Source organism: Parasphingomonas frigoris (assembly GCF_036663815.1).
Lineage (GTDB): Bacteria > Pseudomonadota > Alphaproteobacteria > Sphingomonadales > Sphingomonadaceae > Sphingomonas.
This window is the reverse complement of sequence record NZ_JAXOJQ010000001.1, coordinates 887,068-909,104: the sequence shown is the minus strand read 5'-3', so window position 1 is coordinate 909,104 and position 22,037 is coordinate 887,068. Positions and strand designations below refer to the sequence as shown.

The following is a 22,037-nucleotide window of genomic DNA, read 5'->3' as shown; positions in this document are numbered from 1 at the left end:
GCGTTGCTTCCCCCGGTCGCTGGGCTCCGAGATCAACCCTTGGGCAGCAGCACGGTGTCGATGACGTGGATGACGCCGTTCGTGCAGTCGATGTCCGCGGTCAAGACCTTGGCACCATCGACGGTGACACCGTCGGTGCCGTCGACATGCACCGTCGCGCCGCCGGCGGTGGCGGGGTCGAGCACCTTGCCCGCGACATCGGCTGCCATCACCTTGCCCGGAAGCACGTGCAGCAGCAGGATTGCGGTCAGCTTGTCCTTATTCTCTGGCTTCACCAAATTGTCGACGGTGCCCGCGGGCAACGCTGCGAACGCGTCGTCCGACGGCGCGAACACGGTGAACGGCCCGTCGCCCTTCAGCGTATCGACCAGGCCGGCGGCCGTGACGGCCGCGACCAGCGTCTTGAAGGAACCTGCGGCTACGGCGGTATCGACGATGTCATGGGTCGTATGTGTCATGTCTGTTCCTCGAGGTGGGCAGGGTCCAGGCCGCAACACACGGTGTCGCATGACCTGAAATGGGCGAATCCTGCACGCGCTGCTTCTCCCACGCGAGGGCCGTCGCATCGCCCAAGCATGTCCTCAATACGGGCTTTGAGCCATCTTGCGCCTGGTTCACCGATGCCCATGATCGCCTTGGCCGCGCAGGCCGTGGCACCCTGCGCCGGCACCGTCTTCCTTGATCAGCCCGCGCAGTCCTGGTCGGTCGTGGGCGCTACGATGGTCGTGCAAGCCTCAGGGCTTTACGGGGTTGCAAAGTGCCGCGTCCTGCTGCGCGATATAGCTGTCGAGCGCGCTGGCGGCGTTGAGCATGTGTGCGCGCATCCGGCGCGCGGCTTCGTCGCCATCGCCTTGCGCGATCGCATGCATCACCGCGTCATGCTCGTCGCGCGAAACCGAGAGGCGACGCGCCTGGCGCAACTGCATGCGACGGAAGGCGTTGAGCCGGGTGCGCACCGCCATCGTCTGTTCGGCGAGGAAGTCGTTATGCGCGGCGCGGTAGATCGCTTCGTGAAACTCGCGGTTGAGCGCGTCATAGGCATCGACATCGCCGCTCTCGACCGCGGCCTCGCTGGCTTCGTGGATGCGCAGCAACCGGCTGCGCTCGAGCGGGGTGATGCGGTAGGTCGCGAGGCGCACGCACGTCGCCTCCAGCTCGGCCATCGTCTCGAACATGTCCATCACCTCGTCCGACGTGACGTGGCGGACGATGACCCCGCGGCGCGGGCGGACTTCGACCATCCCGCTCGTCGCGAGCTGGCGCAGCGCTTCGCGCACCGGGGTGCGCGACGCGCCGTAGCGGGCGGCGAGCTGCTGCTCGTCGAGCATCGTGCCGGGGGCAAGCTCGCCCGACGAAATCGCGTCGGTCAGCGCGTTGCGGATCCGGTCGGAAAGCAATCCGGTATCGTCGAGGTCGGTGTCAGCCATGCTCAGCCCCCGACGATTGCACGGACGATCAAGTATAGCAGCGACGGCGCGATCAGGCATCCGAGCCCGGTATGGAAGGTCGCGGTCAGCGCGCCGTACGGCACCAGCCGGCGATCGGTCGCGGCAAGCCCGCCCGACACGCCGCTGACGGTGCCCATCAGGCCGCCGAACACCATCGCGCTGCGCGGGTTGTTGAGCCCGATCAGCCCCGCAACGAGCGGCGTGCCGACCATCACCATCACCGCCTTGAACACGCCGGTCGCGATCGACAGCGCGATGACCGGCGACGACGCCCCGATCGCCGCGCCCGTCACGGGGCCGACGATATAGGTCACGGCACCGGCGCCGATCGTCGTCATCGAAACGGCGTCGGTATAGCCGAACGCGGCTGCGACGACCGCGCCGACGATGAACGGCAACAGCGTGCCGAGCAGCAACGCGACGATACCGATCAGGCCGGCTTTCTTCGCCTGCGCGACGTCCACCTCGCACGCCGTCGCCACGATCGCGAAGTCGCGCAGCATCGCGCCGCCCATCAGGCCGATCCCGGCGAGCATCGGCAGATCCGCCAGCCCCTTGTGTCCGCCCGTCGCCAAGCCGCCCCAGAAGGCGAGCGCGAGACCGATCAGGATCGCGATCGCCGACCCGTGGACGCGCCCCATCGTGAGTTTGGCCGAGAGCTGGTTCGACAGCCACATGACGATGCCGATGACCGCAAACGCGGTGACCAGCGCATTGGCGGTGAGGACCTTGGTGATCATGTCCATGGCGTGGTCCTCAGCGCTGCGGGGCGGGGGCGGGGGCGACTGCGACCGCGGCAAGCTCGGCCTCGCGGGCTTCGCGCGCCTCGATCTCGTCCATCGTTTCCGATGGGCCCGACATCCGGCTGATCAGCGCGACCGCGCTGAAGCAGACGAGCAGCGCACCGACGCCGGCGATGAGGACGACCGGCCCGCCTTCGACGGCGGCGACGACATCCTGTTGCGCCGCCATCGCGACGACGATCGGGATATAGAGCGCGGCCCAGAAGCCGATGCCGCGCGACACGCCGTCCTGATACCGGCCACGGCTCTTCAGCCACATCCGCGCGACGATGAGCAGGATCATCGCGATACCGACGCCTCCGACATTGGCCTTTACGCCCAGTAGTACGCCGAACCATTCGCCGAGCAGCTGGCCGATCAGCGTGCAGATCGCGAGCAAGGCTACGCCGGCGATCATGCGCCGCCATCCGTTGCGGCGCGGGAAGAGGGTAGCGGGGCGGCCATTGCGGATCCTCTCAATGTATTCGGTCTATCGCCGTTTCATGTGCTAAGTATGCACACGCTTGCATTCAGGGCAATAGCGAATACAAGAAGCCCAAAGAATGCGGATCAGGAGGCGTTGCGATGCGGCAGTGGAATACGCGCAAGACGCTGCGCGAGGAGCGGATCGCGGCCGGCAGCGCCTTCGCCACGGGCAAGACGATCGACCCAGCGCGTCTCGTCGATTTCCTCGAGGCCATACTGCGACCGAGCGACCGCGTCTGCATCGAGGGCGACAACCAGAAACAGGCCGACGTGCTCGCGCGTGGCCTTGCTGCCGTCGATCCGGCGCGGATCCATGATCTCCACATGGTGCAGTCGGGCGTCGTGCTGCCCGAACATCTCGACATCTTCGAAAGCGGCATCGCGAAGCGGCTCGACTTCTCCTATTCGGGGCCGCAATCGGCGCGGATCGCCAAGATGCTGTTCGGCGGCAAGATCGAGCTCGGCGCGATCCACACCTACCTCGAGCTGTTCGCACGCTATTTCGTCGACCTGACGCCGCAGGTCGCGCTGATCGCCGCGGTCAGCGCCGATCGCCACGGCAATCTCTATACGGGCCCCAATACCGAGGACACGCCGACTGTGGTCGAGGCGACGAGCTTCGGCAGCGGCCTCGTGATCGCGCAGGTCGGCGAGATCGTCGATACGCTCCCGCGCATCGATATCCCCGGCGACCAGGTCCATTTCGTGCTCGACGCGGGGCGGCCCTTCTATGTCGAGCCGCTGTTCACGCGCGACCCCGCCGCGATGACCGAAACGCAGATCCTGACCGCGATGATGGCGATCAAGGGGTTGTACGAACCTTACGGCGTGCGCCGCCTCAACCACGGGATCGGCTTCAATACCGCGGCAATCGAGCTGCTGCTGCCGACCTATGGCGAAAAGCTCGGGCTCAAGGGCAAGATCTGCACGCATTGGGCGCTCAACCCGCACCCGACGCTGATCCCCGCGATCGAGGCGGGGTGGGTCGAGCAAGTGCACTGCTTCGGGTCCGAGGTCGGGATGGAGGATTATCTCGCCGCGCGGCCCGATATCTTCTTTACCGGCCCCGATGGATCGCTGCGCTCGAACCGCGCCTTCAGCCAGACCGCCGGGCTGTACGCATGCGACATGTTCATCGGCTCGACGCTGCAGATCGACCTGGCGGGCCATAGCTCGACGATCACCGCAAACCGCATTGCGGGCTTTGGCGGCGCGCCCAACATGGGGTCCGATGCGCGCGGTCGGCGCCACCCGAGCGCGCCGTGGCTGCAGGCGGGCGCAGAAGCCGACCCCGACACACCCGCACCGCTCCGGCGCGGACGCAAGCTCGTCGTGCAGATCGGCGAGACCTTCGGCGAGGGTAATGCCCCGCTGTTCGTCGAGAAGCTCGGCGCGCTCGAACTGGCCGAAAAGCTCGATCTCGATCTGGCGCCGATCATGGTCTATGCCGACGACACCACGCACATCGTGACCGAGGAAGGCATCGCCAACCTGCTGCTGTGTCGCACTGCGGACGAGCGCGAACAGGCGATCCGCGGGGTCGCCGGGTTCACCGAGATCGGCCGCGGACGCGACAAGGCAATGGTCGAGCGGTTGCGCGCGCGGAAAATCATCCAGCGGCCCGAGGATCTCGGCATCGATCCGCTCGACGCGAACCGCAACATGCTGGCGGCGCGCTCGATCAAGGATCTCATGCTCGCGTCTGGCGGGCTGTACCGGCCGCCGAGCCGGTTCCGGAACTGGTAAGGAGACTAGCCCATGGAAATTCTCCATTTCGATATCGCCGCGCCGACGCCGGCGATCGGCACGCGCGCAATGGCGCTGGTCGGCGTCGTCGCCTCGGGCAATCTCGAGGTTTTGCTCGAACGCAGCGACGTGAGCGACCGGTGCGTCATCGAGGTCACCACCGCGGCGCACGGCTTTCGCGATCTGTGGGATGCGGTCACCGCGGATTTCGTCGCGCGGCGTGCCGCGGGCGGCTTGCGGATCGCGATTAACGATGGCGGCGCGCGGCCCGACACGGTGTCGCTGCGTCTGGCGCAGGGCGTGCGGATGATCGAGGAGCCCGAGGCATGAGCAACGCCCGCCAAAGCTGGTATGAAGCCAGTGCGCGCGAGCGGATCGCCGCGCTGGTCGACGCTGCGAGCTTCGCCGAGTTCATCGGCCCCGAACGCCGCGAGATCAGCCCGCATCTGAGCATCTTCGACCTGCCCGCGCAGTTCGACGACGGCATCGTGGTCGGCGCAGCGACGATCGACGGTACGCCCGTGCTGGTCGCCGCGCAGGAGGGCCGCTTCATGGGCGGCGCGTTCGGCGAGGTGCACGGCGCAAAGCTGACCGGGCTGCTCCGCGCCGCCAAGGCGTTGCAGCGCGACGTCGTGATCGCGTTCGATACCGGCGGCGTTCGGTTGCAGGAGGCCAATGCCGGCGAGATCGCGATCGCCGAGATCATGCGCGCGGTTGCGGAGGCGCGTATGGCAGGGGTGCGCGTCGTCGGGCTGATCGGCGGGCGCGCCGGCTGCTATGGCGGCGGCGGACTGATCGCGGGCTGCTGTTCGACACTGATCGTGTCGGAACAGGGGCGGATCAGCGTCAGCGGGCCCGAGGTGATCGAGACCAACAAGGGTGTCGAGGAATTCGATTCGCGCGACCGTGGTTTCGTGTGGCGGACGATGGGGGGCAAGCACCGCACGCTGATCGGCGGCGCGGACGTGTTCGTCGACGACGATGCCGCGGCGTTCCGCGCTGCTGCGCTTTCGGCGCTGGCGCGTCCGGCAAGGCTCGACGCGGACACGCTGATGGCCGAACAGGCCCGGCTCGAACGCCGGATCGCGCGGTTCGGCGAGGCGCCTGATGCGACCGACATCTGGCAGGCGCTCGGCATCGACGATTGGCAGGCGATCCCCGACATGTCCGCCGCCAGCTTCGAGGCGCTGGCCGCCATATATCGGGAGAGCGCCGATGACGCCCGCTGAGAGTCTCACTTCGCTGTTCCCCGCTGGCCACGCTGTCACAGCGGAAGGCGACCTGCTGTTCGGGCGTGGTACGCTGGAGGGCGGTATTGTGCACGTCATCGGCGCGACCGGAGGCGCGCCGATCGGTATCGACCAGGCGATCCGGCTGTCTGCCGCAGTGCTCGAGATTGCGGCGACCGACGATGCGGCGCCGATCCTGTTCCTCGTCGACACCGCCAGTCAGCGAATGAGCCGGCGCGACGAACTGCTCGGCCTCAGCGAATATCTTGCGCATCTCGCCAAGTCGCTGTTGCTCGCCGAGGCGCAGGGCCACCGCACGGTCGGGCTATTGTACGGCGGCAGCGCGGCGGGCGCGTTCATCGCGACCGCGCTCGCCTGCGGCACGCTCGTCGCACTGCCCGGCGCGAATCCCGAGGTCATGGACCTGCCCTCGATGGCGCGCGTCACGAAGCTGCCGATAGAATTACTGGAGGAAAAGGCGAAGGCGACGCCGGTCTTCGCGCCGGGCCTCGACAATCTCGTCAGCGTCGGCGGTATCGCCGAGGTCTGGGACCCCGGGCGGAGCCTGAGCGACCAGCTGACGGTGCTGCTGGCGACCCCGCGCACCGGCGACGACCGCGCCACGCTGGGCGCGGCGCGGCAGGGGCGGTCCAAGGCGGCGGTGATCGCCGGCGAGGTTCTCGCGATCGCGGATCGCTGATGCGCCTCGATCGCCACCGCTTGGTCTATCTCGACGCAGCGCACTGGCCGGACATTCTCGCGGCGCATCTCGTGTGGGATAAGGTCCCGGAGATCGTCGATTGGATCGCGGCGGGGCGTCCGCTGATCGCGCGCCGTCCGCTATGCGACGACGGCGCAGGATTGGTGCCGCTTGGCCTGCCGCTGCCGCCATCGCTCGGCAAACAGCGCCTGGCGTTCGCCGTGCCGCCCGCGGCGATCTTGTCCGACGGTCCGCCGCCCCTGCTGGTCGATGCGGCCGCACACGCGCCGGCCGAGTGGCAATCAGCAATCGCGGAAATCGTCGCGCTCGACCACGCGACGCGATGCTTCGGCAGCCTCGCGTGGGCGTATCTTACGGGTCTCTCCTATCTCTCTGCGACATCGGATCTCGACCTGCTGTGGGAGGTGGCCGATGCAAGGGCCGCCGCGCGGCTGGCACCGATCGCGCAGATCGACGCGGCAGCGCCGATGCGGCTGGATGGTGAGTTCGTCACGCCGGCCGGCCTCGCGATCCAGTGGCGCGAGTGGGGGGCGGGCGGACCCGAACTGCTGGTCAAGGCGATGGACGGCCACCGGATCATCGCGCGTGCGGCGGTGTTCGCATGATCGCGCTCGTCCGTCCGGCATCGGTCGCATTAGGCGCGGAGATCGCCCACGTCGCCACCGCCTGCCTCAAGCTCGAGATCGCGACCTATCCAAAGCCTGGCCTCGTCAGCCCGGTCGACAGCGGTGCGCATGACGATATGGACGCCGCGATGATGAACCACAGCGCGGATGCGCTGCGACCGTTCCTTGCGGACTTGGCGGAGGCGGGCGCGGCGGGCGCGGACATGGACCGCCTGCGCGCGATCGGAATCGCTGCCGAACACGCGATGATGGCGGCGACCGGCGGCGTGAATACGCATCGCGGCGCGATCTTCGGGATGGGGTTGCTCTGCGCGGCCGCCGGGTTCCACGCGCGCTATGGCGTCGCCGGCACGCTGGGCGGGATCGTCGCGCATCGCTGGGGCACGGCGATCCTGCGCGGACCGGTGCCGCTGCACAGCCATGGCAGCACCGTCGCGCGCCGTCATGCGACCGGCGGTGCGCGCGCCGAGGCGGCGGCTGGCTTCCCGTCGCTCTACAGCACAGCGTTGCCGGCACTGGCGGCGGCGCGTCATCTGACCGACGTCCCGGAGGCCCAGCGCGTCCATGCCTTGATGGCGCTGATCGTCGGCGTGGACGACACCAATCTCCTCTATCGTGGCGGCGCGGATGGACTGGCGTTTGCGCAGGCGGCGGCGCGCGCGTTCTTGGATGCCGGAAGTGTTCAGACCACTGACTGGCGCGCGCGGGCGATCGCGGTTCACCGTGCATTCGTCGAGCGTCGGCTGAGCCCGGGTGGTTGCGCGGACCTGCTGGCGATGGCGCTGTTCGTCGAGGCTCGTCGATGACGCTCGCGCTGCTGTGTTCCGGACAGGGGCGCCAGGATCGCACTATGTTCGACCTGTTCGTCGATCGGCCGGCCGCCGCCCCGATCCTTGCTGAGGCCAGTGCGCTGTTGGGAGGGGACGTCCGGACCCTCCCGCGCACCGTCGACGACGCCGCGCTGTACGACAACCGGACGAGCCAGATCCTGTGCGTCGCGCGCGGGCTGGCCGCCGCCGCGTGCCTTCCGCCGATCGAAGCGATGCTGATCGCGGGGTACAGCGTCGGCGAGATGACCGCGTGGGGCGTGGCCGGAATCTGGCCGGCGCAACGCACGTTGCTGCTCACCGCCGTTCGCGCCGAAGCCATGAATGCGGCGGGCGGCAGCGATGACGGCCTTGGCTTCGTGCGCGGCCTGTCGCGCGGTCAGGTGGAGGCGCTGGTGGACCAATGCGATTGCGCCATCGCGATCGTCAATCCGGGCTTGCTGTTCGTCTTCGGCGGTGCGCGCGGCGATGTCGCACGCTGCTGCGACGCGGCGCTGGAACACGGTGCGCTGGCCGCGCGACCGATCGCCGTGCACGTCGCATCGCACACGCCGCGCCTGTCGCGCGCGGTCGCGCCGTTCCGCGCGGCGTTGGATGTATCGACGCCAGGGCGCCCCCAGCCGGGCCGAACCGTCATCGGCGCAGCCGACGCGTCGATCGTCAGCGGTGGCCGCGGCGTGCCCGGCCTCGCGGCGCAGATCGACACGACGATCGATTGGGCGGCGACATTGGAGGCGCTGATCGAACGCGGAGTCCGCCGGGTTCTCGAACTCGGTCCGGGAACCGCGCTCGCCGATATGGTGCGGGTGGCCTATCCGCTGGTCGACGTGCGTAGCGTAGACGACTTTCGGGGTCTTGACGGCATTGCGGCGTGGATAGCGCTCAGCCAACGTCACGAGCGCTGAAGTGCCGTAGCGCGGATCGCGTGGAGAATGGCAAGATATCTGGGATCGTGGAGTTTGCATCGCCTGCGCGGCTGATCGACGCTCGGAGCGGTTAGGCGCGCTTACCGCTTTCGAGCTTGGGATTCGTGAGCTGGGCGAAAACCTCCCGCAACTCGTCAAGGTCCGCCGGCTTGGACAGCACGTAATCGACGTGCGCGGGGTTCTGGTCACCGGTCGCCATGCGCTGTCCCCATCCGGTCAACAGCACGACCGGCGTATCGGGAAATATCTCCTTGGCGGCAAGCGCGACCTGGTTGCCCCCGACATAGGGCATGCCGAGATCGGTGACGATCACATCGAAGCACTCACCGGCTTTCAAAGCGCTGCGCAGCGCATCGATACCCGCTTGGCCGCCATCGGCCACGGTAATGGCGTGACCATAAAGCCCGAGGATGGTCGCTGTCGCGGAGAGCACGGCGGGATCGTCGTCAATCAGCAGGAGGCGTAACGGTCTCGTTTCTGCCCGCGGCGGAGCGGACGCCTTGCCGGCACTTCCTTCAGCTGCGGCAAAAAAGTCGAGCTGTATGCGCGTGCCAGCGCCGGGCGTCGTGATGATATCGAGCCGCGCCTTATGGCGCTGTGCTGCGTGCTGGACCATTGCGAGCCCCAGTCCCGTGCCGCGTTCGCCCTTGGTGGTGAAGAAGGCCTCTAGGCAGCGCGTGCGGGTCTCTGCGTCCATTCCAACGCCAGTGTCGCCGATCTCGAGCCGCACCATCGGTTTCGCGCCAACCGCAGGACGTAACGCTTCGGTTCGGATCGTGATGGTGCCGCCTTCGGGTAGCGCGTCAACGGCGTTGAAGATCAAGTTCGTCATCGCCTCACGCAATTCCGAAGGATTCCCCATGATCGGGGGCAGATCAGTTTCGAGCGCGGTCGAGACTTTGATCACGGCGCCGCGCTGCTGGGGCATGTCACTCCAGCGTGCCCTGGTCAGTTCGACGACCTGAGGCACCAATGCGTTTAAATCGACCAACTCCAGCTCGGCCGCAGCATCTTCCGGACGGTAGAATTCGCGAAGACGACCGACGGTCGCCGAAATGTCCTTGATGACTCGTCCGACCAGCTGAAGGTGATCGCGCACCTTCGGCGCAAGCTCGGCCTCATCTTCCAGCAGCAAGTGATTGTAGATCGAAACGGGTGAGATCGCATTGTTGATGTCGTGCGCAATGCCACTCGCCATTTGTCCGATCGCCCGCAGCCGCTCCCGCTCGACCACCATTTGCTGCGATTGTTTCAGGTCATCATAAGCCTGTTGAAGACTGTCATGGAGCTGGGACTGATGGGCGGCCAAGCCGACATGTTCACCGACCTGCCGTAAAAACTCGCAATCGACGCCGAGAAGGTCGTCACTCTTACGGCGCGCCACCACCAAAATCCCAAACACAGTCCCTTCATTCATCAGCGGCGCCAACACCATGGATCGCAGCCCTTTTCGCGAAAGGAGTGTCGCGAACGGGAAATCAACATCCGAGATATCTGGCTGATAAACCACTTCGCCTGCTACGCAGCGGGACAGGTCGCTATGATCGACGGCAATGGAAGCACCTTCGGCGACTTCAAGCTGATTGCTGGAAAAATTACTCTTGGAGCCGATATGAGAAACGGTGAGCAATTTTCTCACTCGGTCGTAACGGCAAACGCACACGAAGTCGGCGGGCAACCGATCCTGGAGCGTGAGCACCACCACCTGAAGAATGCTCTCGACATCCTGGCGCTGGCCGATTGCCTGCGTTATCTGGTCTAGCAGTTGCAGGCGCTCGTTACTCTCCCGTAACCGCGCGGTTCGTTCGTTGACGCGTATGTCCAAGTCGCGGTTGAGCTGTCTCAGTTCCTCCTGCGCTTCTTGCCTCGACGCCTGCTCAGCGGCCAGCGCGGCGGTACGGAGCGCGACACGCTCCTCAAGCGTCTCATTCAAAGCATACAGTTCGGCCTCTCTGGACACGAGCGTGGCCTGTGTCACGTGCGTTTCACCTGCCACGCGCAGGCGGTCGACCGCGGCCGCGATCAAGTTCGCGTAGCCACGCAGGAAACGGGTATCCCGTTCGCTGAAATGCCGCGGCACCTTGCTGTCGACTTGGAGAATGCCGAACGGTGGCTTGTTCTCGGCGCCAAGAATGATGACGCTGACGATGGCCCTCACGCCGTTGTTTTTGATGAAATCTGCGTATTCGAACCGCGTTTCGGTTGCGATGTCATCGGAAATGGCCGGATGGCCGGTGCTCAGCGCGAACCCTTCCGATGAGCCTGGCGAAGCCTCGACGATCACCTGGCCAATCACGTCCGATTTCCAACCGACGCCGGCCCGCACGAGGAGCGTTTCGCCGCCTGCTTGTAGCTCCATCACTTTCGCAAGGTCGGTTTCGAGCGCCTCGCCGACTAGCCTGCATGCCTCGGTCAGGATCTGATCAAGGCTCTCTGATCGCAACGCCAGTTCACCAAACTCGGCAAGGATCTCCTGCTGGCGCAGGAGATCGCGTTCCCCTGACTGGCCCGACACATCAGTCCCAGCCAGCCAGGAAGAAACCATGATCAACGCCGCGGGTAAGGTCATTGGATACACTTTTCTCGAGACTTATGCCGCCGCCGGCAATGGTGCGTCGGGGATCAACCGCGCGAACGCAGCGTACAGCGCCGCTCGGGTGTAGGGCTTTCGAAGCACGGGACGGTCTTCAAGATCGATACGAACGCCATGATCGCTGTAACCGGTCGAGAAGACGAAAGGCACGCCAAGCCGGACCAGCGCATCAGCGACCTGATAGCTTTTCTCCCCGCCCAAATTGACGTCGAGGATCGCCGCGTCAAAGCTTTGTCTCGCGAGGAGTGCGAGCGCCTCGACGACGCTGCTGGCGGAGCAGATTGTCGAGCAGCCGAAATCCTTGAGCGCGGTCTCTATGTTCATGAGGACGAGCATCTCGTCCTCCACCGCCAGGATGCGTCGACCGGTGAGGAGGTCCGTCATTCGTCCACAGCCGCTGGCATGGGGATGTCGATTGTACACGCCACGCCGTGGCGCAGATAGTCGAGGGTCACTTCGCCACCCAGCTCGTGCGCTAATCCACGCTCGATCACCCAAGACCCAAACCCTCTATGGGCTGGCGGGCTCACCTCCGGTCCGTCGCATTCCCGCCATCGAAGCAAAAGTCGTTTCCCTTTGGCCGCTGGTGTCACAGTCCAGGAAATATCGACCTTCCCTGCGTCGTTCGAGAAGGCACCATATTTGACAGCGTTGGTGGCAAGCTCGTGAAAGGCGATGGCCAGGGAGAGCGTGGCCTTTGGCGAAAGATGGACGTTCTCGCCGCTGATCGTGAAACGCTCGGCGTGTCCGGCAACGACCTCGAACGGATGGAGAGCCGTGTTGACCAGATCAAGCAGGCCAGCACCTTCCCAATTGGCACTTGTGAGCAGGTCATGGGACCTTGACAATGCGAGGACGCGCAACTCGATCGCTTCGCCAATCGCGGCAGGGTCGGCTGGCTTGCGGAGTGCCTGTGTAACAATTGATTGTACCGTGGACAGCGTGTTCTTCACCCGATGATTAAGTTCATCGATCAACATTTTGCACCGCGCGTTATCTTGTCGGTGTTTGGTCAGGTCGACCAGCGAAACGAATTGCTGCACAACGGTTCCGCTTTCGTTGCACACCGGGCTGATGAACAGCGAGGCCCAGAACTCACTGTCATCTTTGCGCTTGTAGTGAATTTCGGGTTGACCTTCGCACTCACCGCGAAAGGCCGATTCTATGATCGGCATGGTTTCCGCATCGACACATGCGGCCAGCAGCGATTGAAAGCTCTTGCCGAGCAACTCCTCGCGGGCGTAGCCCGTGAGCAATAGAAAGGCGTCATTTGCGAAGATGATGGGATGGCCCGGCTCTTCGTCTGTAAAAACCATCGGCATACGAGTCTTTTCGGCGGCAACGACGAACGGGCCAAGATTCTGCCGAAATACGTCGACCGCTTCTTCGCCATCTTTTTGGGCTTCGGACTCGGCCAATACATCGGTCATTTTGTTTCCCCTGATTGGCGACCCTACTCGTCAATTTCCAGTAAACCTAGATTTAGTTTCTGGTAATTAAGCAGTATCATAGTCGTCAGCCTCCTTAGGCTGCTCGTGGCGTCCTGTCCGGGCGCTTTTGACACTGTAGGCCGGGACACCCCGTCGGATTGAGAAAGTGCGGCGGGGTCACGCGTCACGGAAAGCGCCAAGCGTGGGCGAGCGTCGCCAGAAGCACCAAGCGACCGGCTGGACCGAGCGGAGCGGCCAGCCCAAGAGGCGACAGAAGATCGGCGCCGGTCGCGACACCGGTGAAGACCGCTACGGTTGCACCGATCCGTCGCTGCCAATTGGCGGTGACGCCGCCCGCTGAACGCGAATCCGCACCAAGGCCCATCGGCGGGCGCGTGAGGAGGGTGGTCGGGAGAACGGTGACCTTCAACCGGCGGATGGTCGCGTTGCGATCCACCTTACGGTGCCTCGATCGTAGCGACTTATCTCTTGGGCCAGGTGGTCACTTTGGCTTGATGAACTTCAGGGTCATCCTGTCGCTCTCGCCGATGGCAGCGTAACGCGCCCGATCTTTATCCCCCTCCGCGAAGCCCGGGGGCAGTGTCCACACCCCCTTGGGGTAGTTGTGCGTGTCCCGCGAATTGGCGTTGATCGCGCTCTCGCCGGCAAGCCTGAAGCCGGCTTTGGTGGCATAGGCGATGACCGACGACCGTTTCATGTAACCGCTGCGGGCTTCCTCGATCGCGCCGGACGCCTCGGGCAAATGATGTTCGACAACGCCCAGCGTGCCGCCGGGTTTGAGCATCGCGAACATCTGGTCGAAAGCCGCCTGTGTCTGGTCGGTCGCGCCGAAGCGCCAGTTATGGACGTTGCGAAAGGTCAGGACGACGTCGGCGCTGCCGGCGGGCACCGGGGTCGTGCCCGGCCCGGCTGGGAAGGTGGCGAACTTCAGGGAGCGGTAAGCAGCCGGCGAGGCAGACTGCTTGGCCTTGACGGCAGCGAGCCCCTTGTCGTTCGGCCCGGCCGCATAGAGCGTCCCGCGCGCGGCCAGATAGGGACCGAGGATCTCGGTGTACCAGCCACCGCTCGGCCAGATCTCGACCACCGTGTCCGTCGGCTTGACGCGGAAGAAGCCCAGCGTTTCGACGGGGTGGCGATAGCGATCGCGCGCGATGTTGGCAGGCGAGCGCGTCGACGCCTTGACTGCTGCTGTCAGGGCTGGCGTCGATGCAGGCTGAGCGGCAGCACCGGAGCCGGCGACGAGCATCAGGGCGAGCAGGGCAGGGGTAGGACGCATGAAGTGCCTTTCGCGAAGAAGGTGCAGTGCTAACAGGACGCGGAACGGAACAGAAGCCTGCTATCCGATGACCTTCAGGCCGCGCAGAGCTTTTCGCGGCCCCTGCCAGTCCATCAGCTGCGCCTGACCAGGGCAATCGGCCGCCGCCGCGGATAAACGAGTGGCCGAGGTTGGGGAGCGAGAAATGCGCTCGGACTGACCGCCTATGGGTCAATCCTGCCAATCTCAAACGGACATATCACGGAAGGGATGCTAAGCGCGAGCGCGGCGGCGAGCGTGGCGGTGCTCTTGGTCATCGCGTGGTCCTTCGAATATCGGCGAATATCGGCCCCGACGTGCGGCGGTCCGAGGGGCGGCCGCCGCACGGTGACCCTGGGAGCCGATGAGGGCGGGTCACGAATTAAGGTTCGCCGACGATCGCGACACGGTTACAGCAGCGTTCCGATCTTCTGTCTTTGGGACGCCGGCACTGCTCGGTGTAACCAATCGCGCGATCGCCACGAATGCCTGTTCGGGAGTGCACGTGAGGGCGAGCGAAGATCAGCTCAGGACATGGATGATCGGGGGGCTCGATGGAGATTCCCGGGCCTATGCCGCCTTGCTCGAAGCGCTCGTACCGATGTTGCGCTCGTTTTTCTCGCGGCGCCTTCGCGGTGCCGACGCCGACGTCGAGGATCTGGTGCAAGATACGATGATAGCGCTCCACACCCGCCGCGCGAGCTATGACCGGGACCGTGTCTTCACGGCCTGGGCCTATGCGATCGCGCGCTACAAGATGATCGACCATTTCCGCCGGACGCGCGCTACCGTGCCGCTCGAGGGGCTCGAGGACATTCTCGTCAGCGAAGGGTTCGAGGCGGTGATCTCAGCGCGGATGGATGTCGATCGTCTGCTCCGCGAACTCTCGCCCAAGCAGGCGCGGATCATCCGCCAGACGAAGCTCGAGGGCTTGAGTGTCACCGAAGCGGCCGAGCGCGGCGCGATTGGCGAGTCTGACGTGAAGGTTTCGGTACATCGCGGCTTGCTGGCGCTAGCCAAGCGCCTCAAGGGCAGCAACTGATGCGCACCGAGGACCTCATTGCATCGCTTTCGGGCAATCTTCGTGCGGTACCGCGGGGCGCCGCGGCGCGCCGGGTCGGGTTGGGCATTGCCGGTGGGGCAATCATCACGATGGCGCTGGTGGCGGGCTGGCTCGGGCTGAGGCCCGATCTGGGCGGTGCGATACACGGCTTCGCTTTCTGGATGAAGGCGGGATACACGATCGCGATCGGCGCGATCGCCGTGCTGGCAATTTTGCATCTCGCGCATCCCGAGGCGACGCGACCGCGCTGGCTGGCATGGTTGGCGCCGCTAGTGGGACTTCTCGCGATGCTGGCGATGATCGAACTCGCCACCACCCCGGGCGGCGACTGGACAGCGCTGTGGCAGGGGCAGAGCTGGCACGTCTGCACGCGCAACATAACGATCCTTTCGGCGCCAGTGTTTGCCGGACTGATCGTCGCCTTCCGCCAGCTTGCGCCGACGCGGCTGCGCTTGACCGGCGCCGTCGCGGGGCTTGCAGCGGGTGGCTGGGCGGCGACGCTGTACGGTCTGCATTGTCCCGAGGTCTCGGCGTTGTTCGTCCTGATCTGGTATTCGCTCGGCATGCTCGTCGCCACGGCGATCGGTGCGCTGACGGGGCCGCGCTTGCTGCGCTGGTAATGTATTCGGGCGCGATGTAACCGCGCGCAGAGCCCGCCCGAATGGATTGAGAGCCGCTTCCGGCCACGACCTTTCGGAGACTGTTCCGTGCGCACTCGCACCCTACACGCACGAAGCGATGGACGTGGTAGCGCGCAGGCCGGCGCGACGCTCCGCCGATGGTTCGCCGACGGATTGATTGCTCACGTCACGACAAAGGATATGCCATGCGTATGATACTGCCGCTCTGCGGACTCGTGCTCGCGTCGCCGACACTCGCAGCAGCGCCTCAACAACCGCCGGTGGTGGTCGAACTGTTCCAAAGCCAGGGTTGTTCGTCATGCCCAGCGGCCGACGTCGTGCTCAACGCACTGGCCGCGCGCCCGGACGTGATCGCGCTCAACTTCGCGGTGACCTATTGGGATCAGCTCGGCTGGAAAGACACGTTCGCCAAGCCAGCCTTCACCGCACGGCAGTGGGAGTATGCGCGCAGTGGCGGGCGCTCCAACGTCTCGACCCCGCAGATGATCGTCGGCGGCCGGACTGCGATCGTGGGCAGCCGCGCCGCCGAAGTCGATGCGGTGATCGCCCGCGCACACGCGGCGCCAAGCGGTCCGGCGATCCTGATCGATGGGGCAAACGTCACGATTCCGGCGGGCAAGGTCGCGGCGCCTGCCACACTATGGCTCGTCCGCTACGATCCGCGGACGATCCAGGTTGCGATCCGCGCGGGCGAGAATGGCGGGCGGACGTTGCCCCACCGCAACATCGTTCGCGAGCTGATCCCGCTTGGAACATGGACCGGCACCGCCGCGCGCTTCCGGCTGCCGCCCACCGTCGCGGGGACGAACGTCGCACTGCTGCTCCAGGCGGGCCGCGGCGGTCCGATCGTCGCGGCGCGGCGGGGTTGAGCTAGGGCGATGTGTGCGGGGCCTGGCTGAGCCATTCTGCCAACGGCTCTCAAGGTGTACGAGGCAGCTAAGGCGTCGAGCGCCCCGAGCCGGCAACGCCGTTGAACGCCCTGATTGCGAACGCCGGCTTCTGTCGGAAGTTGTCATTGAGCCGAGGCGGCAGCATCGACGAGAATCCGCTTCGCACAGCATTCTCCTGAGGTTCGCTCGACGGCCGCGAGAACAGCCGGGGTTGGGTCAATGTGCGTGCCCGCTATCGACCGCGATGACACCATCCCGATATGCCGGACGCGCCTTGATCGCGAGTGTGCCGTGATCGGCATCATAGAGAATGTCATAGGCGAAATAGGTCAGCAGGCCCGATCGGATCCGCACCCCATCCACCCGCGGATCGGTTACGGCAGAGAACCGGGATGCTTGCGTCCGGCGACCGACGGTGAAGCGGACTCCCATCGACTCCGTATCGGCAGTGTCCCCAAAGGTCAGCTGCGCGGCCGTGCCCTCGGTCCAGCCGCGGTCGGCGCTGTGATTGACGAGTTCGAGCCCTGGCGCCCCGCTGTCGATCAGCGTCGGCGCGCAAATGGGCTTTCCGCCATCGTGCTGCAAACAGGCTCGCACGGCATCATTTACTCGTGTTCGGTGCGTGTCCGCCAACGCGAGCGGCGCGAACCCGACACTCTGTTCGTCGCTCGGATTGAGGATCAAGCGCCCGCTCGACGGCTCCCCCGGTCTGGGAAGTTCGATAATCCAGCGGTGCGCGCCAATCTCCTGGAAGGGATTGGGCACGTCGGCGCGTCCCAAGCCGACACCGAGTATGGCGCGAAACCCCTCGCCGGGGAGGCCATTGCCCTGGATCCCGAACCTGCGCCGATCGACGTGCGCAGCAGGGCAATCGGGACGGGCAGCACTACATCCGATCGCACGTATCGCTTGCCAGCGGCCGGCTGCGCGCAGGCCGCCGACCGAAACCTCTGTGCGAACCACGGGACCCTCGAGGGTCGTGCCAACGCCGTAACCATATCGTTGGACCGGTCCCACTTCCTTCGTCGCGGCAGGATCGACAACGCCGGGCAGCACGCGCAGGCCAACCGAGCCGGTATCGAGACCAGCGTCGATGGGATGCGCATCCACCTCGATCGCGACCACGTAGCGCCGCGTTCCGTCGGATAGATCGACCTCGCGGATGGGAACCTCAGCGGAGGCCGTTGGGGTCTGGGCGGCGGCAGGCGGCGCTGCAAGAGGGGGACCGACGGCGAGGCAGCTCAAAAGGATTGCGGTTTTGTGTCGAACCATACGGCTCTCCTCGGGGCTATCAGCACGGCGGGATCAGGCAGGCTTGATCCCGTACCTGGCATAGGTTTCGTCGATACGCGGGGCCAGCAGACGGGCGGCCGCAAGATCGCTGGCGGCGCCCGCGCGATTGCCCAATCGGGCCCGCACCACGCTGCGCATGAACAGACTCGCGGCCGCCGCCGGACGCAGGGCAAGCGCGGCGTCGAGATCGGCCAGCGCCGCGTCGAAGCGCGACAGGCGGAAGTAGATCATCGCGCGGCTGTCGAGCGCCGTCCCGGTATCGGCACCGCTGAGCTCGATTGACCGCGTACAGTCTGCCAATCCGGTGTCGAGCGCGGTGTTGAGCGTTCCTTTGATCCAGCATCGCTGATTGAAGAACGGCGCGCTGGCGGGCTTGATCGCGATTGCCGCATCCATCAGTGCGATCGCGCCAGCCTTGTCGCCGCTGTTCGCGAGGATCTCGGCCTTGGTTTCCAGGAAGTCGGGCTTCTCCACGCCGCCCTGGTCGATATGCTCCTGCACCAGCTGAAGCGCTTGATCCTTGCCACCGTGTTGGGACAGCAGTCGCGCCAGTTGCGCGACGATCGGATGCGATCCGGGGTCGAGTTCGAGCGCCGCCCGAAGGTCGGAGACGGCCTCCGTGTCCTGCCCGAGCTGCTCGCGCACGAAGGCGCGCATGCGATACGAAGGGCCCGATGCCTCGATGCCGATCGCCTTGTCGAGATCCGCCAGCGCTTTTGATCGCTCGAAGATCGAGGCGAAGAACGCCGCGCGCGCGACATAGCGGCCGGCCTCGTCGGGCCGGTCGGCGACATAGGTGGCGTACAGCGCCTCGGCCCGGTCGAACCGGTGCCCGCGCCTGGATGCTTCCACCGCCGCCCATGGCGCGGGATAGTCTTGCGCTGTGCTGACCCGCAGCGCTCGGTTTTGCGCCACCGCGAGCCGCGCGCGCGTGGCCGGAATGTCCTTGGCCGCAATCTCCGCGCCCGACGAGGCGACTCTCCGCTCGACGAGCACCGTGCCACCCGCCAGCGTGGCCTGTCCGTGGATTTGACGTCCGGCAATGTCGAGATCGACCGCCTGGTCCCCTTCGAGCGTGAACGGCTTGCCGCCGTCGGGCAAGCGGAGCCGGAAGGTGCTGAGCTGCGTGTTGGGCTCGCCCGTGGAAGCCGGCAGATCACGCCAGGCAGGGCGCGAGCGATCAGGGGCGAATTCGACGTTCCCGACCCCATCGACGAGATTCAATCGGTAAAGACGATCCTCGCGGCGCCATTGCGGCACCGCGACGCCCTCGAGCGTCACCGTCGCGGATCCTGTCGCCTGATCGAAAGTAAACCGGTGGGTGGCTACGATCCGGACCCCGGGCACCTTGCCGGCCATTCCGTCGAGCAATTTGTCGCGGTTCTCCTTGGCAGCTTGCGCGACCGCGGTGCGGAGTGCGTCGGCGAGCCCGCCGTGAAAGGTGATGGTCGTCGTGAAGGGCGCGGGCAGGTCGATGCCGGCGCTCGCATCGAGGTCGAGCGTGGCCGTCTGGTCGGCACGCGCATGTGCGACGGCGGGCACGGGCAAGAGATCCGACCCTCCGGCGCGCACCGGCAGGACCCAGTGGAGAGCCGGCACATCGGCGATGTCTTCGCTCGTCGTGCCGCGCCCGGTTCCGTCGAGCCATAGCGTGCGACCGGCGATCGTCGCGCGCACCAGCACATGATTGAACGCACCGGCCGAGGGCAGCCGCTCGGCGATCAGGCCGCCCGCGCCGAGGTTCGCCAGCACCGGTTCCGCTTCGATGCCGAGCCCGCGCAGCACGGCGAGGAGCAGCAGCGTCTTCGCCTTGCAGTCGCCATAGCGCAGCTCCCAGGTCCGTGCCGGCGATTGCGGGACATAGTTGCCGTTGTCCATGCCGCGGAACAGGTAGCGCACCTTGCCCTGCACCAACGCGAGCGCGAGCGTCGCGCGACGCATTGGATCGGCATCGGCGGAGGCGATGGCGGCGATTTCACCGGCCAGCGCGCTGCCGGGGGCGACCAGTCCGCCGGTGGCGTAGAGCGGCGCCATGACGCGCGATACCGCGGCCCAATCCGTGAAGCTGCTGGCCTCGACGATCGGCGGGTGGATGTAGCGCGCCGGCACATCGCGCGGCAGCTCGGGCTGCTTGGGCAACGGCAGTGCGAAGACCAGCTCGGTCCAGCCGCCCGCAGTGCTCACGGTAGGATCAGCCCCGACCGGATACGCCTTCCAATGGACCGGCGCGCCAGCGGGCCAGAGCAAGCGCGTGCGGGCGAAGCCGACCTTGACCGGCTGGCTGATCACCGGCGCCACCGTCTGTACATTGCCGCGCAGCGACGGATCGCGGGTCGTGACCGAATAGGCGACGTCGAGCACGTCGCCGATCTGCAGGCCTTCGACGGCCATGGTAGCGGTGAGCAGGCCGTTGATCTGCATCTGCTCGAGTTGCTGCTCGCGGCGCAGCACGGTGAAGCGGCTGCCCCCCTTGAGTACATCGATCCGCGCGCCATTCCGCAGGATGTCGACGCGGTGGACGACGAGATCGCCATGGTCAGGCAGCCACGTCAGCTTCACCGTGCCGATCTGCGCCAGCGCCTGGGCGGAAATCGCGCGGCTTGCGATTTCCCGATAGTCCCACACCGTGCCATCGGCGAACCGCTGCTGGTTATCCGCGATCAGCAGCACGGGTGCGTCCTCCCCCGAGGCGGCGATGGTCGGCGTCGGCGCAGGCTTCACCCATGCCGGGGCAGGTTGGTACGATGGCGTTTCGGACGCCTGCGCCCGACCCACGATGCCGATCAGCGCGCCCACCACGATCCAACGCTTCATAACTGCTCCCCGATGACGCGCGCTTACCGCGCCATATCCCTGTCGAAACGCCGGTTGATATGGCCCTGTCGTGCGGTCCGCAAAGCTCGAGCATCTCGATCTACGATCGGGCGTCTGGTCTTCGAAAACCGTGGGTCTGCCTCAAGCCACCGCACAGCCTCCAATACTGGCTTCTAATTTATAAGCACATGAAAAAAATGACATTTGTTATCGAGCCGCTGCGCGCGGTAGTGTCGGAACACCCAATCTGGCGCGAGGACCGGATGCCCGCACTGGCGGATATCATCCGTGTCGGCGTGCTGGCGTTTTGCGGGCTGAGGCCAATGTGCGGACGCAAAAAATGGCGGCCTATGCCGATCTCGAATTTCCGCTTTCGCCGCCAAGCTTTACGCTCGGAGGCGTCGCCCGCTCGGTCGATCCGGACACAGTGGACCAGGTGTATCCTTCCCCGATTTTGCCTGCTGCCGTCAGGTCGAGTGCTCCCCGATTTGTCATCGACGCGCCGCAGAAGGGTGGCGCCGAGGATCGGGTAGGTGAACACGAAACACTGGCGAGCTGCACTCACACTTGCAGGGACCACCAACGTTCGCTGGCACCACCTGCGGCATGCCTGGGCTAGGTCGCTCTGGCAAACGGCGTACCCACCTGGGTGCTGCAGGAGCTGGGAGGGTGAAAATTGGAGCCGATGGTGCGCGGCTACGCGCCTATCGGGACGCCCTGCGCGATGACGTGCCTGCTCTCCACAATCACTCGGGCGCCGCGCGGGGTCCGCAATGGCCGGATCCGGTCTGCGGTCATCGACACGAGATCCATGTTGTCGTTGAGCCAGCGCTTGCGATCTTCGAGCTGCATTGCCCGCCCGGTCGTGCCTTCGATCGCTTCGCGTGGAACGACGACCGTAAAATCGATGCCTTTTCGCAGCATTGGAAACTCGAAAGCGTCGTTCGATTCGTTCATGGCTGACCCCTCAATTATTATTTTCAGGCAGGTTGATCCTCGGTTAAGCCTTTTGCAAGGAATGTCCGTTCCGGACGTGTGCCAATTGCGTACACCTGAAGTGTCGCCACGACGGCCGCCATGGGATCGCGGCATGATGGCACCGGCGTGCCGGCGTTCGCCTGCTTCAATGCGAAGGCAATCTGCTCATCAGTATACGTCGACGTCCTCATATCCAGCTCCTCGCCCGCAGGCTCTAAAGGGCCGGAAA

General features: G+C 65.6%; 23 protein-coding genes. 10 read left to right on the top strand and 13 right to left on the bottom strand.

Annotated elements, in window-relative coordinates; genetic code table 11:
• Positions 1–32 precede the first annotated feature (32 nt).
• From U1872_RS04285 to madL, 4 genes are all read right to left on the bottom strand, one after another.
• Positions 33–458, bottom strand: a complete 426-nt coding sequence (locus U1872_RS04285; RefSeq protein WP_332791615.1) for a fasciclin domain-containing protein — start codon at positions 456–458, stop codon at positions 33–35.
• Between the two features lie 276 nt (positions 459–734).
• A complete protein-coding gene (locus U1872_RS04280) occupies positions 735–1,427 on the bottom strand; it encodes a GntR family transcriptional regulator (RefSeq protein WP_332791614.1) in 693 nt (230 codons plus the stop codon).
• Between the two features lie 2 nt (positions 1,428–1,429).
• Positions 1,430–2,194 carry a malonate transporter subunit MadM gene (gene madM / locus U1872_RS04275; protein WP_332791613.1) on the bottom strand — a complete coding sequence of 255 codons (765 nt, stop codon included), beginning with the start codon at positions 2,192–2,194 and terminating at the stop codon, positions 1,430–1,432.
• Positions 2,195–2,204: 10 nt separating this feature from the next.
• Entirely contained in the window at positions 2,205–2,648 is a 444-nt protein-coding gene (madL, locus tag U1872_RS04270; protein ID WP_332791612.1) for a malonate transporter subunit MadL, read from the bottom strand.
• 167 nt (positions 2,649–2,815) lie between these two features.
• Between madL and mdcA the strand changes: the two genes are divergently transcribed.
• The 7 genes from mdcA to U1872_RS04235 are packed head-to-tail and all read left to right on the top strand — an operon-like array spanning position 2,816 to position 8,770.
• Positions 2,816–4,462 carry a malonate decarboxylase subunit alpha gene (mdcA, locus tag U1872_RS04265; protein WP_332791611.1) on the top strand — a complete coding sequence of 549 codons (1,647 nt, stop codon included), beginning with the start codon at positions 2,816–2,818 and terminating at the stop codon, positions 4,460–4,462.
• A 12-nt stretch (positions 4,463–4,474) separates the two neighbouring features.
• Positions 4,475–4,792: a malonate decarboxylase acyl carrier protein gene (mdcC, locus tag U1872_RS04260; protein ID WP_332791610.1), complete on the top strand. Its 318-nt coding sequence runs from the start codon at positions 4,475–4,477 to the stop codon at positions 4,790–4,792.
• The gene (locus tag U1872_RS04255) at positions 4,789–5,691 is read left to right on the top strand and encodes a biotin-independent malonate decarboxylase subunit beta (protein ID WP_332791609.1); all 903 of its coding nucleotides are present in this window, start codon (positions 4,789–4,791) and stop codon (positions 5,689–5,691) included. Before mdcC ends, U1872_RS04255 begins: the two co-directional genes overlap by 4 nt.
• Positions 5,678–6,391 (top strand): biotin-independent malonate decarboxylase subunit gamma, encoded by a 714-nt coding sequence (locus U1872_RS04250; RefSeq protein WP_332791608.1) that lies wholly within the window; start codon positions 5,678–5,680, stop codon positions 6,389–6,391. The genes U1872_RS04255 and U1872_RS04250 overlap by 14 nt, the downstream gene beginning before the upstream one ends.
• Positions 6,391–7,017: a malonate decarboxylase holo-[acyl-carrier-protein] synthase gene (gene mdcG / locus U1872_RS04245; protein ID WP_332791607.1), complete on the top strand. Its 627-nt coding sequence runs from the start codon at positions 6,391–6,393 to the stop codon at positions 7,015–7,017. The genes U1872_RS04250 and mdcG overlap by 1 nt, the downstream gene beginning before the upstream one ends.
• Positions 7,014–7,844, top strand: coding sequence for a triphosphoribosyl-dephospho-CoA synthase MdcB (gene mdcB, locus U1872_RS04240; protein ID WP_332791606.1), 831 nt, complete (start codon positions 7,014–7,016; stop codon positions 7,842–7,844). The genes mdcG and mdcB overlap by 4 nt, the downstream gene beginning before the upstream one ends.
• A 44-nt stretch (positions 7,845–7,888) precedes the next feature.
• A complete protein-coding gene (locus U1872_RS04235) occupies positions 7,889–8,770 on the top strand; it encodes an ACP S-malonyltransferase (RefSeq protein ID WP_332791605.1) in 882 nt (293 codons plus the stop codon).
• A gap of 91 nt (positions 8,771–8,861) precedes the next feature.
• Here U1872_RS04235 and U1872_RS04230 read toward each other — a convergent pair whose 3' ends face one another.
• The 5 genes from U1872_RS04230 to U1872_RS04210 all read right to left on the bottom strand — a co-directional run bounded on the left by U1872_RS04230 (position 8,862) and on the right by U1872_RS04210 (position 14,081).
• Positions 8,862–11,360, bottom strand: coding sequence for a GAF domain-containing protein (locus U1872_RS04230; RefSeq protein WP_332791604.1), 2,499 nt, complete (start codon positions 11,358–11,360; stop codon positions 8,862–8,864).
• A gap of 21 nt (positions 11,361–11,381) precedes the next feature.
• A complete protein-coding gene (locus U1872_RS04225; protein ID WP_332791603.1) occupies positions 11,382–11,768 on the bottom strand; it encodes a response regulator in 387 nt (128 codons plus the stop codon).
• On the bottom strand, positions 11,765–12,814 hold the full coding sequence (locus U1872_RS04220; RefSeq protein WP_332791602.1) for an HWE histidine kinase domain-containing protein: 1,050 nt from the start codon (positions 12,812–12,814) through the stop codon (positions 11,765–11,767). The genes U1872_RS04225 and U1872_RS04220 overlap by 4 nt, the downstream gene beginning before the upstream one ends.
• Before the next feature lie 184 nt (positions 12,815–12,998).
• A complete protein-coding gene (locus U1872_RS04215) occupies positions 12,999–13,271 on the bottom strand; it encodes a DUF1275 family protein (protein ID WP_332791601.1) in 273 nt (90 codons plus the stop codon).
• Positions 13,272–13,316: 45 nt separating this feature from the next.
• Positions 13,317–14,081: a class I SAM-dependent methyltransferase gene (locus U1872_RS04210; RefSeq protein ID WP_332791600.1), complete on the bottom strand. Its 765-nt coding sequence runs from the start codon at positions 14,079–14,081 to the stop codon at positions 13,317–13,319.
• 553 nt (positions 14,082–14,634) lie between these two features.
• Between U1872_RS04210 and U1872_RS04205 the strand changes: the two genes are divergently transcribed.
• The 3 genes from U1872_RS04205 (at position 14,635) to U1872_RS04195 (ending at position 16,702) form a co-directional block, all read left to right on the top strand.
• The gene (locus U1872_RS04205) at positions 14,635–15,171 is read left to right on the top strand and encodes a sigma-70 family RNA polymerase sigma factor (RefSeq protein ID WP_332791599.1); all 537 of its coding nucleotides are present in this window, start codon (positions 14,635–14,637) and stop codon (positions 15,169–15,171) included.
• The gene (locus tag U1872_RS04200) at positions 15,171–15,812 is read left to right on the top strand and encodes an NrsF family protein (RefSeq protein WP_332791598.1); all 642 of its coding nucleotides are present in this window, start codon (positions 15,171–15,173) and stop codon (positions 15,810–15,812) included. Before U1872_RS04205 ends, U1872_RS04200 begins: the two co-directional genes overlap by 1 nt.
• A 206-nt stretch (positions 15,813–16,018) precedes the next feature.
• Complete coding sequence (locus U1872_RS04195; RefSeq protein WP_332791597.1) at positions 16,019–16,702, top strand: DUF1223 domain-containing protein; 684 nt, start codon at positions 16,019–16,021, stop codon at positions 16,700–16,702.
• Positions 16,703–16,939: 237 nt separating this feature from the next.
• Here U1872_RS04195 and U1872_RS04190 read toward each other — a convergent pair whose 3' ends face one another.
• The 4 genes from U1872_RS04190 to U1872_RS04175 form a co-directional block, all read right to left on the bottom strand.
• The gene (locus tag U1872_RS04190) at positions 16,940–17,995 is read right to left on the bottom strand and encodes a hypothetical protein (protein ID WP_332791596.1); all 1,056 of its coding nucleotides are present in this window, start codon (positions 17,993–17,995) and stop codon (positions 16,940–16,942) included.
• Between the two features lie 33 nt (positions 17,996–18,028).
• The gene (locus U1872_RS04185; protein ID WP_332791595.1) at positions 18,029–20,830 is read right to left on the bottom strand and encodes a DUF3857 domain-containing protein; all 2,802 of its coding nucleotides are present in this window, start codon (positions 20,828–20,830) and stop codon (positions 18,029–18,031) included.
• A gap of 696 nt (positions 20,831–21,526) precedes the next feature.
• Positions 21,527–21,787 (bottom strand): hypothetical protein, encoded by a 261-nt coding sequence (locus U1872_RS04180; RefSeq protein ID WP_332791594.1) that lies wholly within the window; start codon positions 21,785–21,787, stop codon positions 21,527–21,529.
• Positions 21,788–21,810: 23 nt separating this feature from the next.
• Positions 21,811–21,999 (bottom strand): hypothetical protein, encoded by a 189-nt coding sequence (locus U1872_RS04175; protein ID WP_332791593.1) that lies wholly within the window; start codon positions 21,997–21,999, stop codon positions 21,811–21,813.
• Positions 22,000–22,037: the final 38 nt, after the last annotated feature.

Bases quoted from the DNA above. Each gene is read 5' to 3' on its own strand.
- U1872_RS04285 (WP_332791615.1), bottom strand. From the start codon at position 458: ATGACACATACGACCCATGACATCGTCGATACCGCCGTAGCCGCAGGT.
- U1872_RS04280 (WP_332791614.1), bottom strand. From the start codon at position 1,427: ATGGCTGACACCGACCTCGACGATACCGGATTGCTTTCCGACCGGATC.
- madM (WP_332791613.1), bottom strand. From the start codon at position 2,194: ATGGACATGATCACCAAGGTCCTCACCGCCAATGCGCTGGTCACCGCG.
- madL (WP_332791612.1), bottom strand. From the start codon at position 2,648: ATGATCGCCGGCGTAGCCTTGCTCGCGATCTGCACGCTGATCGGCCAG.
- mdcA (WP_332791611.1), top strand. From the start codon at position 2,816: ATGCGGCAGTGGAATACGCGCAAGACGCTGCGCGAGGAGCGGATCGCG.
- mdcC (WP_332791610.1), top strand. From the start codon at position 4,475: ATGGAAATTCTCCATTTCGATATCGCCGCGCCGACGCCGGCGATCGGC.
- U1872_RS04255 (WP_332791609.1), top strand. From the start codon at position 4,789: ATGAGCAACGCCCGCCAAAGCTGGTATGAAGCCAGTGCGCGCGAGCGG.
- U1872_RS04250 (WP_332791608.1), top strand. From the start codon at position 5,678: ATGACGCCCGCTGAGAGTCTCACTTCGCTGTTCCCCGCTGGCCACGCT.
- mdcG (WP_332791607.1), top strand. From the start codon at position 6,391: ATGCGCCTCGATCGCCACCGCTTGGTCTATCTCGACGCAGCGCACTGG.
- mdcB (WP_332791606.1), top strand. From the start codon at position 7,014: ATGATCGCGCTCGTCCGTCCGGCATCGGTCGCATTAGGCGCGGAGATC.
- U1872_RS04235 (WP_332791605.1), top strand. From the start codon at position 7,889: ATGTTCGACCTGTTCGTCGATCGGCCGGCCGCCGCCCCGATCCTTGCT.
- U1872_RS04230 (WP_332791604.1), bottom strand. From the start codon at position 11,360: ATGACCTTACCCGCGGCGTTGATCATGGTTTCTTCCTGGCTGGCTGGG.
- U1872_RS04225 (WP_332791603.1), bottom strand. From the start codon at position 11,768: ATGACGGACCTCCTCACCGGTCGACGCATCCTGGCGGTGGAGGACGAG.
- U1872_RS04220 (WP_332791602.1), bottom strand. From the start codon at position 12,814: ATGACCGATGTATTGGCCGAGTCCGAAGCCCAAAAAGATGGCGAAGAA.
- U1872_RS04210 (WP_332791600.1), bottom strand. From the start codon at position 14,081: ATGCTCGTCGCCGGCTCCGGTGCTGCCGCTCAGCCTGCATCGACGCCA.
- U1872_RS04200 (WP_332791598.1), top strand. From the start codon at position 15,171: ATGCGCACCGAGGACCTCATTGCATCGCTTTCGGGCAATCTTCGTGCG.
- U1872_RS04195 (WP_332791597.1), top strand. From the start codon at position 16,019: ATGCGTATGATACTGCCGCTCTGCGGACTCGTGCTCGCGTCGCCGACA.
- U1872_RS04190 (WP_332791596.1), bottom strand. From the start codon at position 17,995: ATGGTTCGACACAAAACCGCAATCCTTTTGAGCTGCCTCGCCGTCGGT.
- U1872_RS04185 (WP_332791595.1), bottom strand. From the start codon at position 20,830: ATGAAGCGTTGGATCGTGGTGGGCGCGCTGATCGGCATCGTGGGTCGG.
- U1872_RS04180 (WP_332791594.1), bottom strand. From the start codon at position 21,787: ATGAACGAATCGAACGACGCTTTCGAGTTTCCAATGCTGCGAAAAGGC.
- U1872_RS04175 (WP_332791593.1), bottom strand. From the start codon at position 21,999: ATGAGGACGTCGACGTATACTGATGAGCAGATTGCCTTCGCATTGAAG.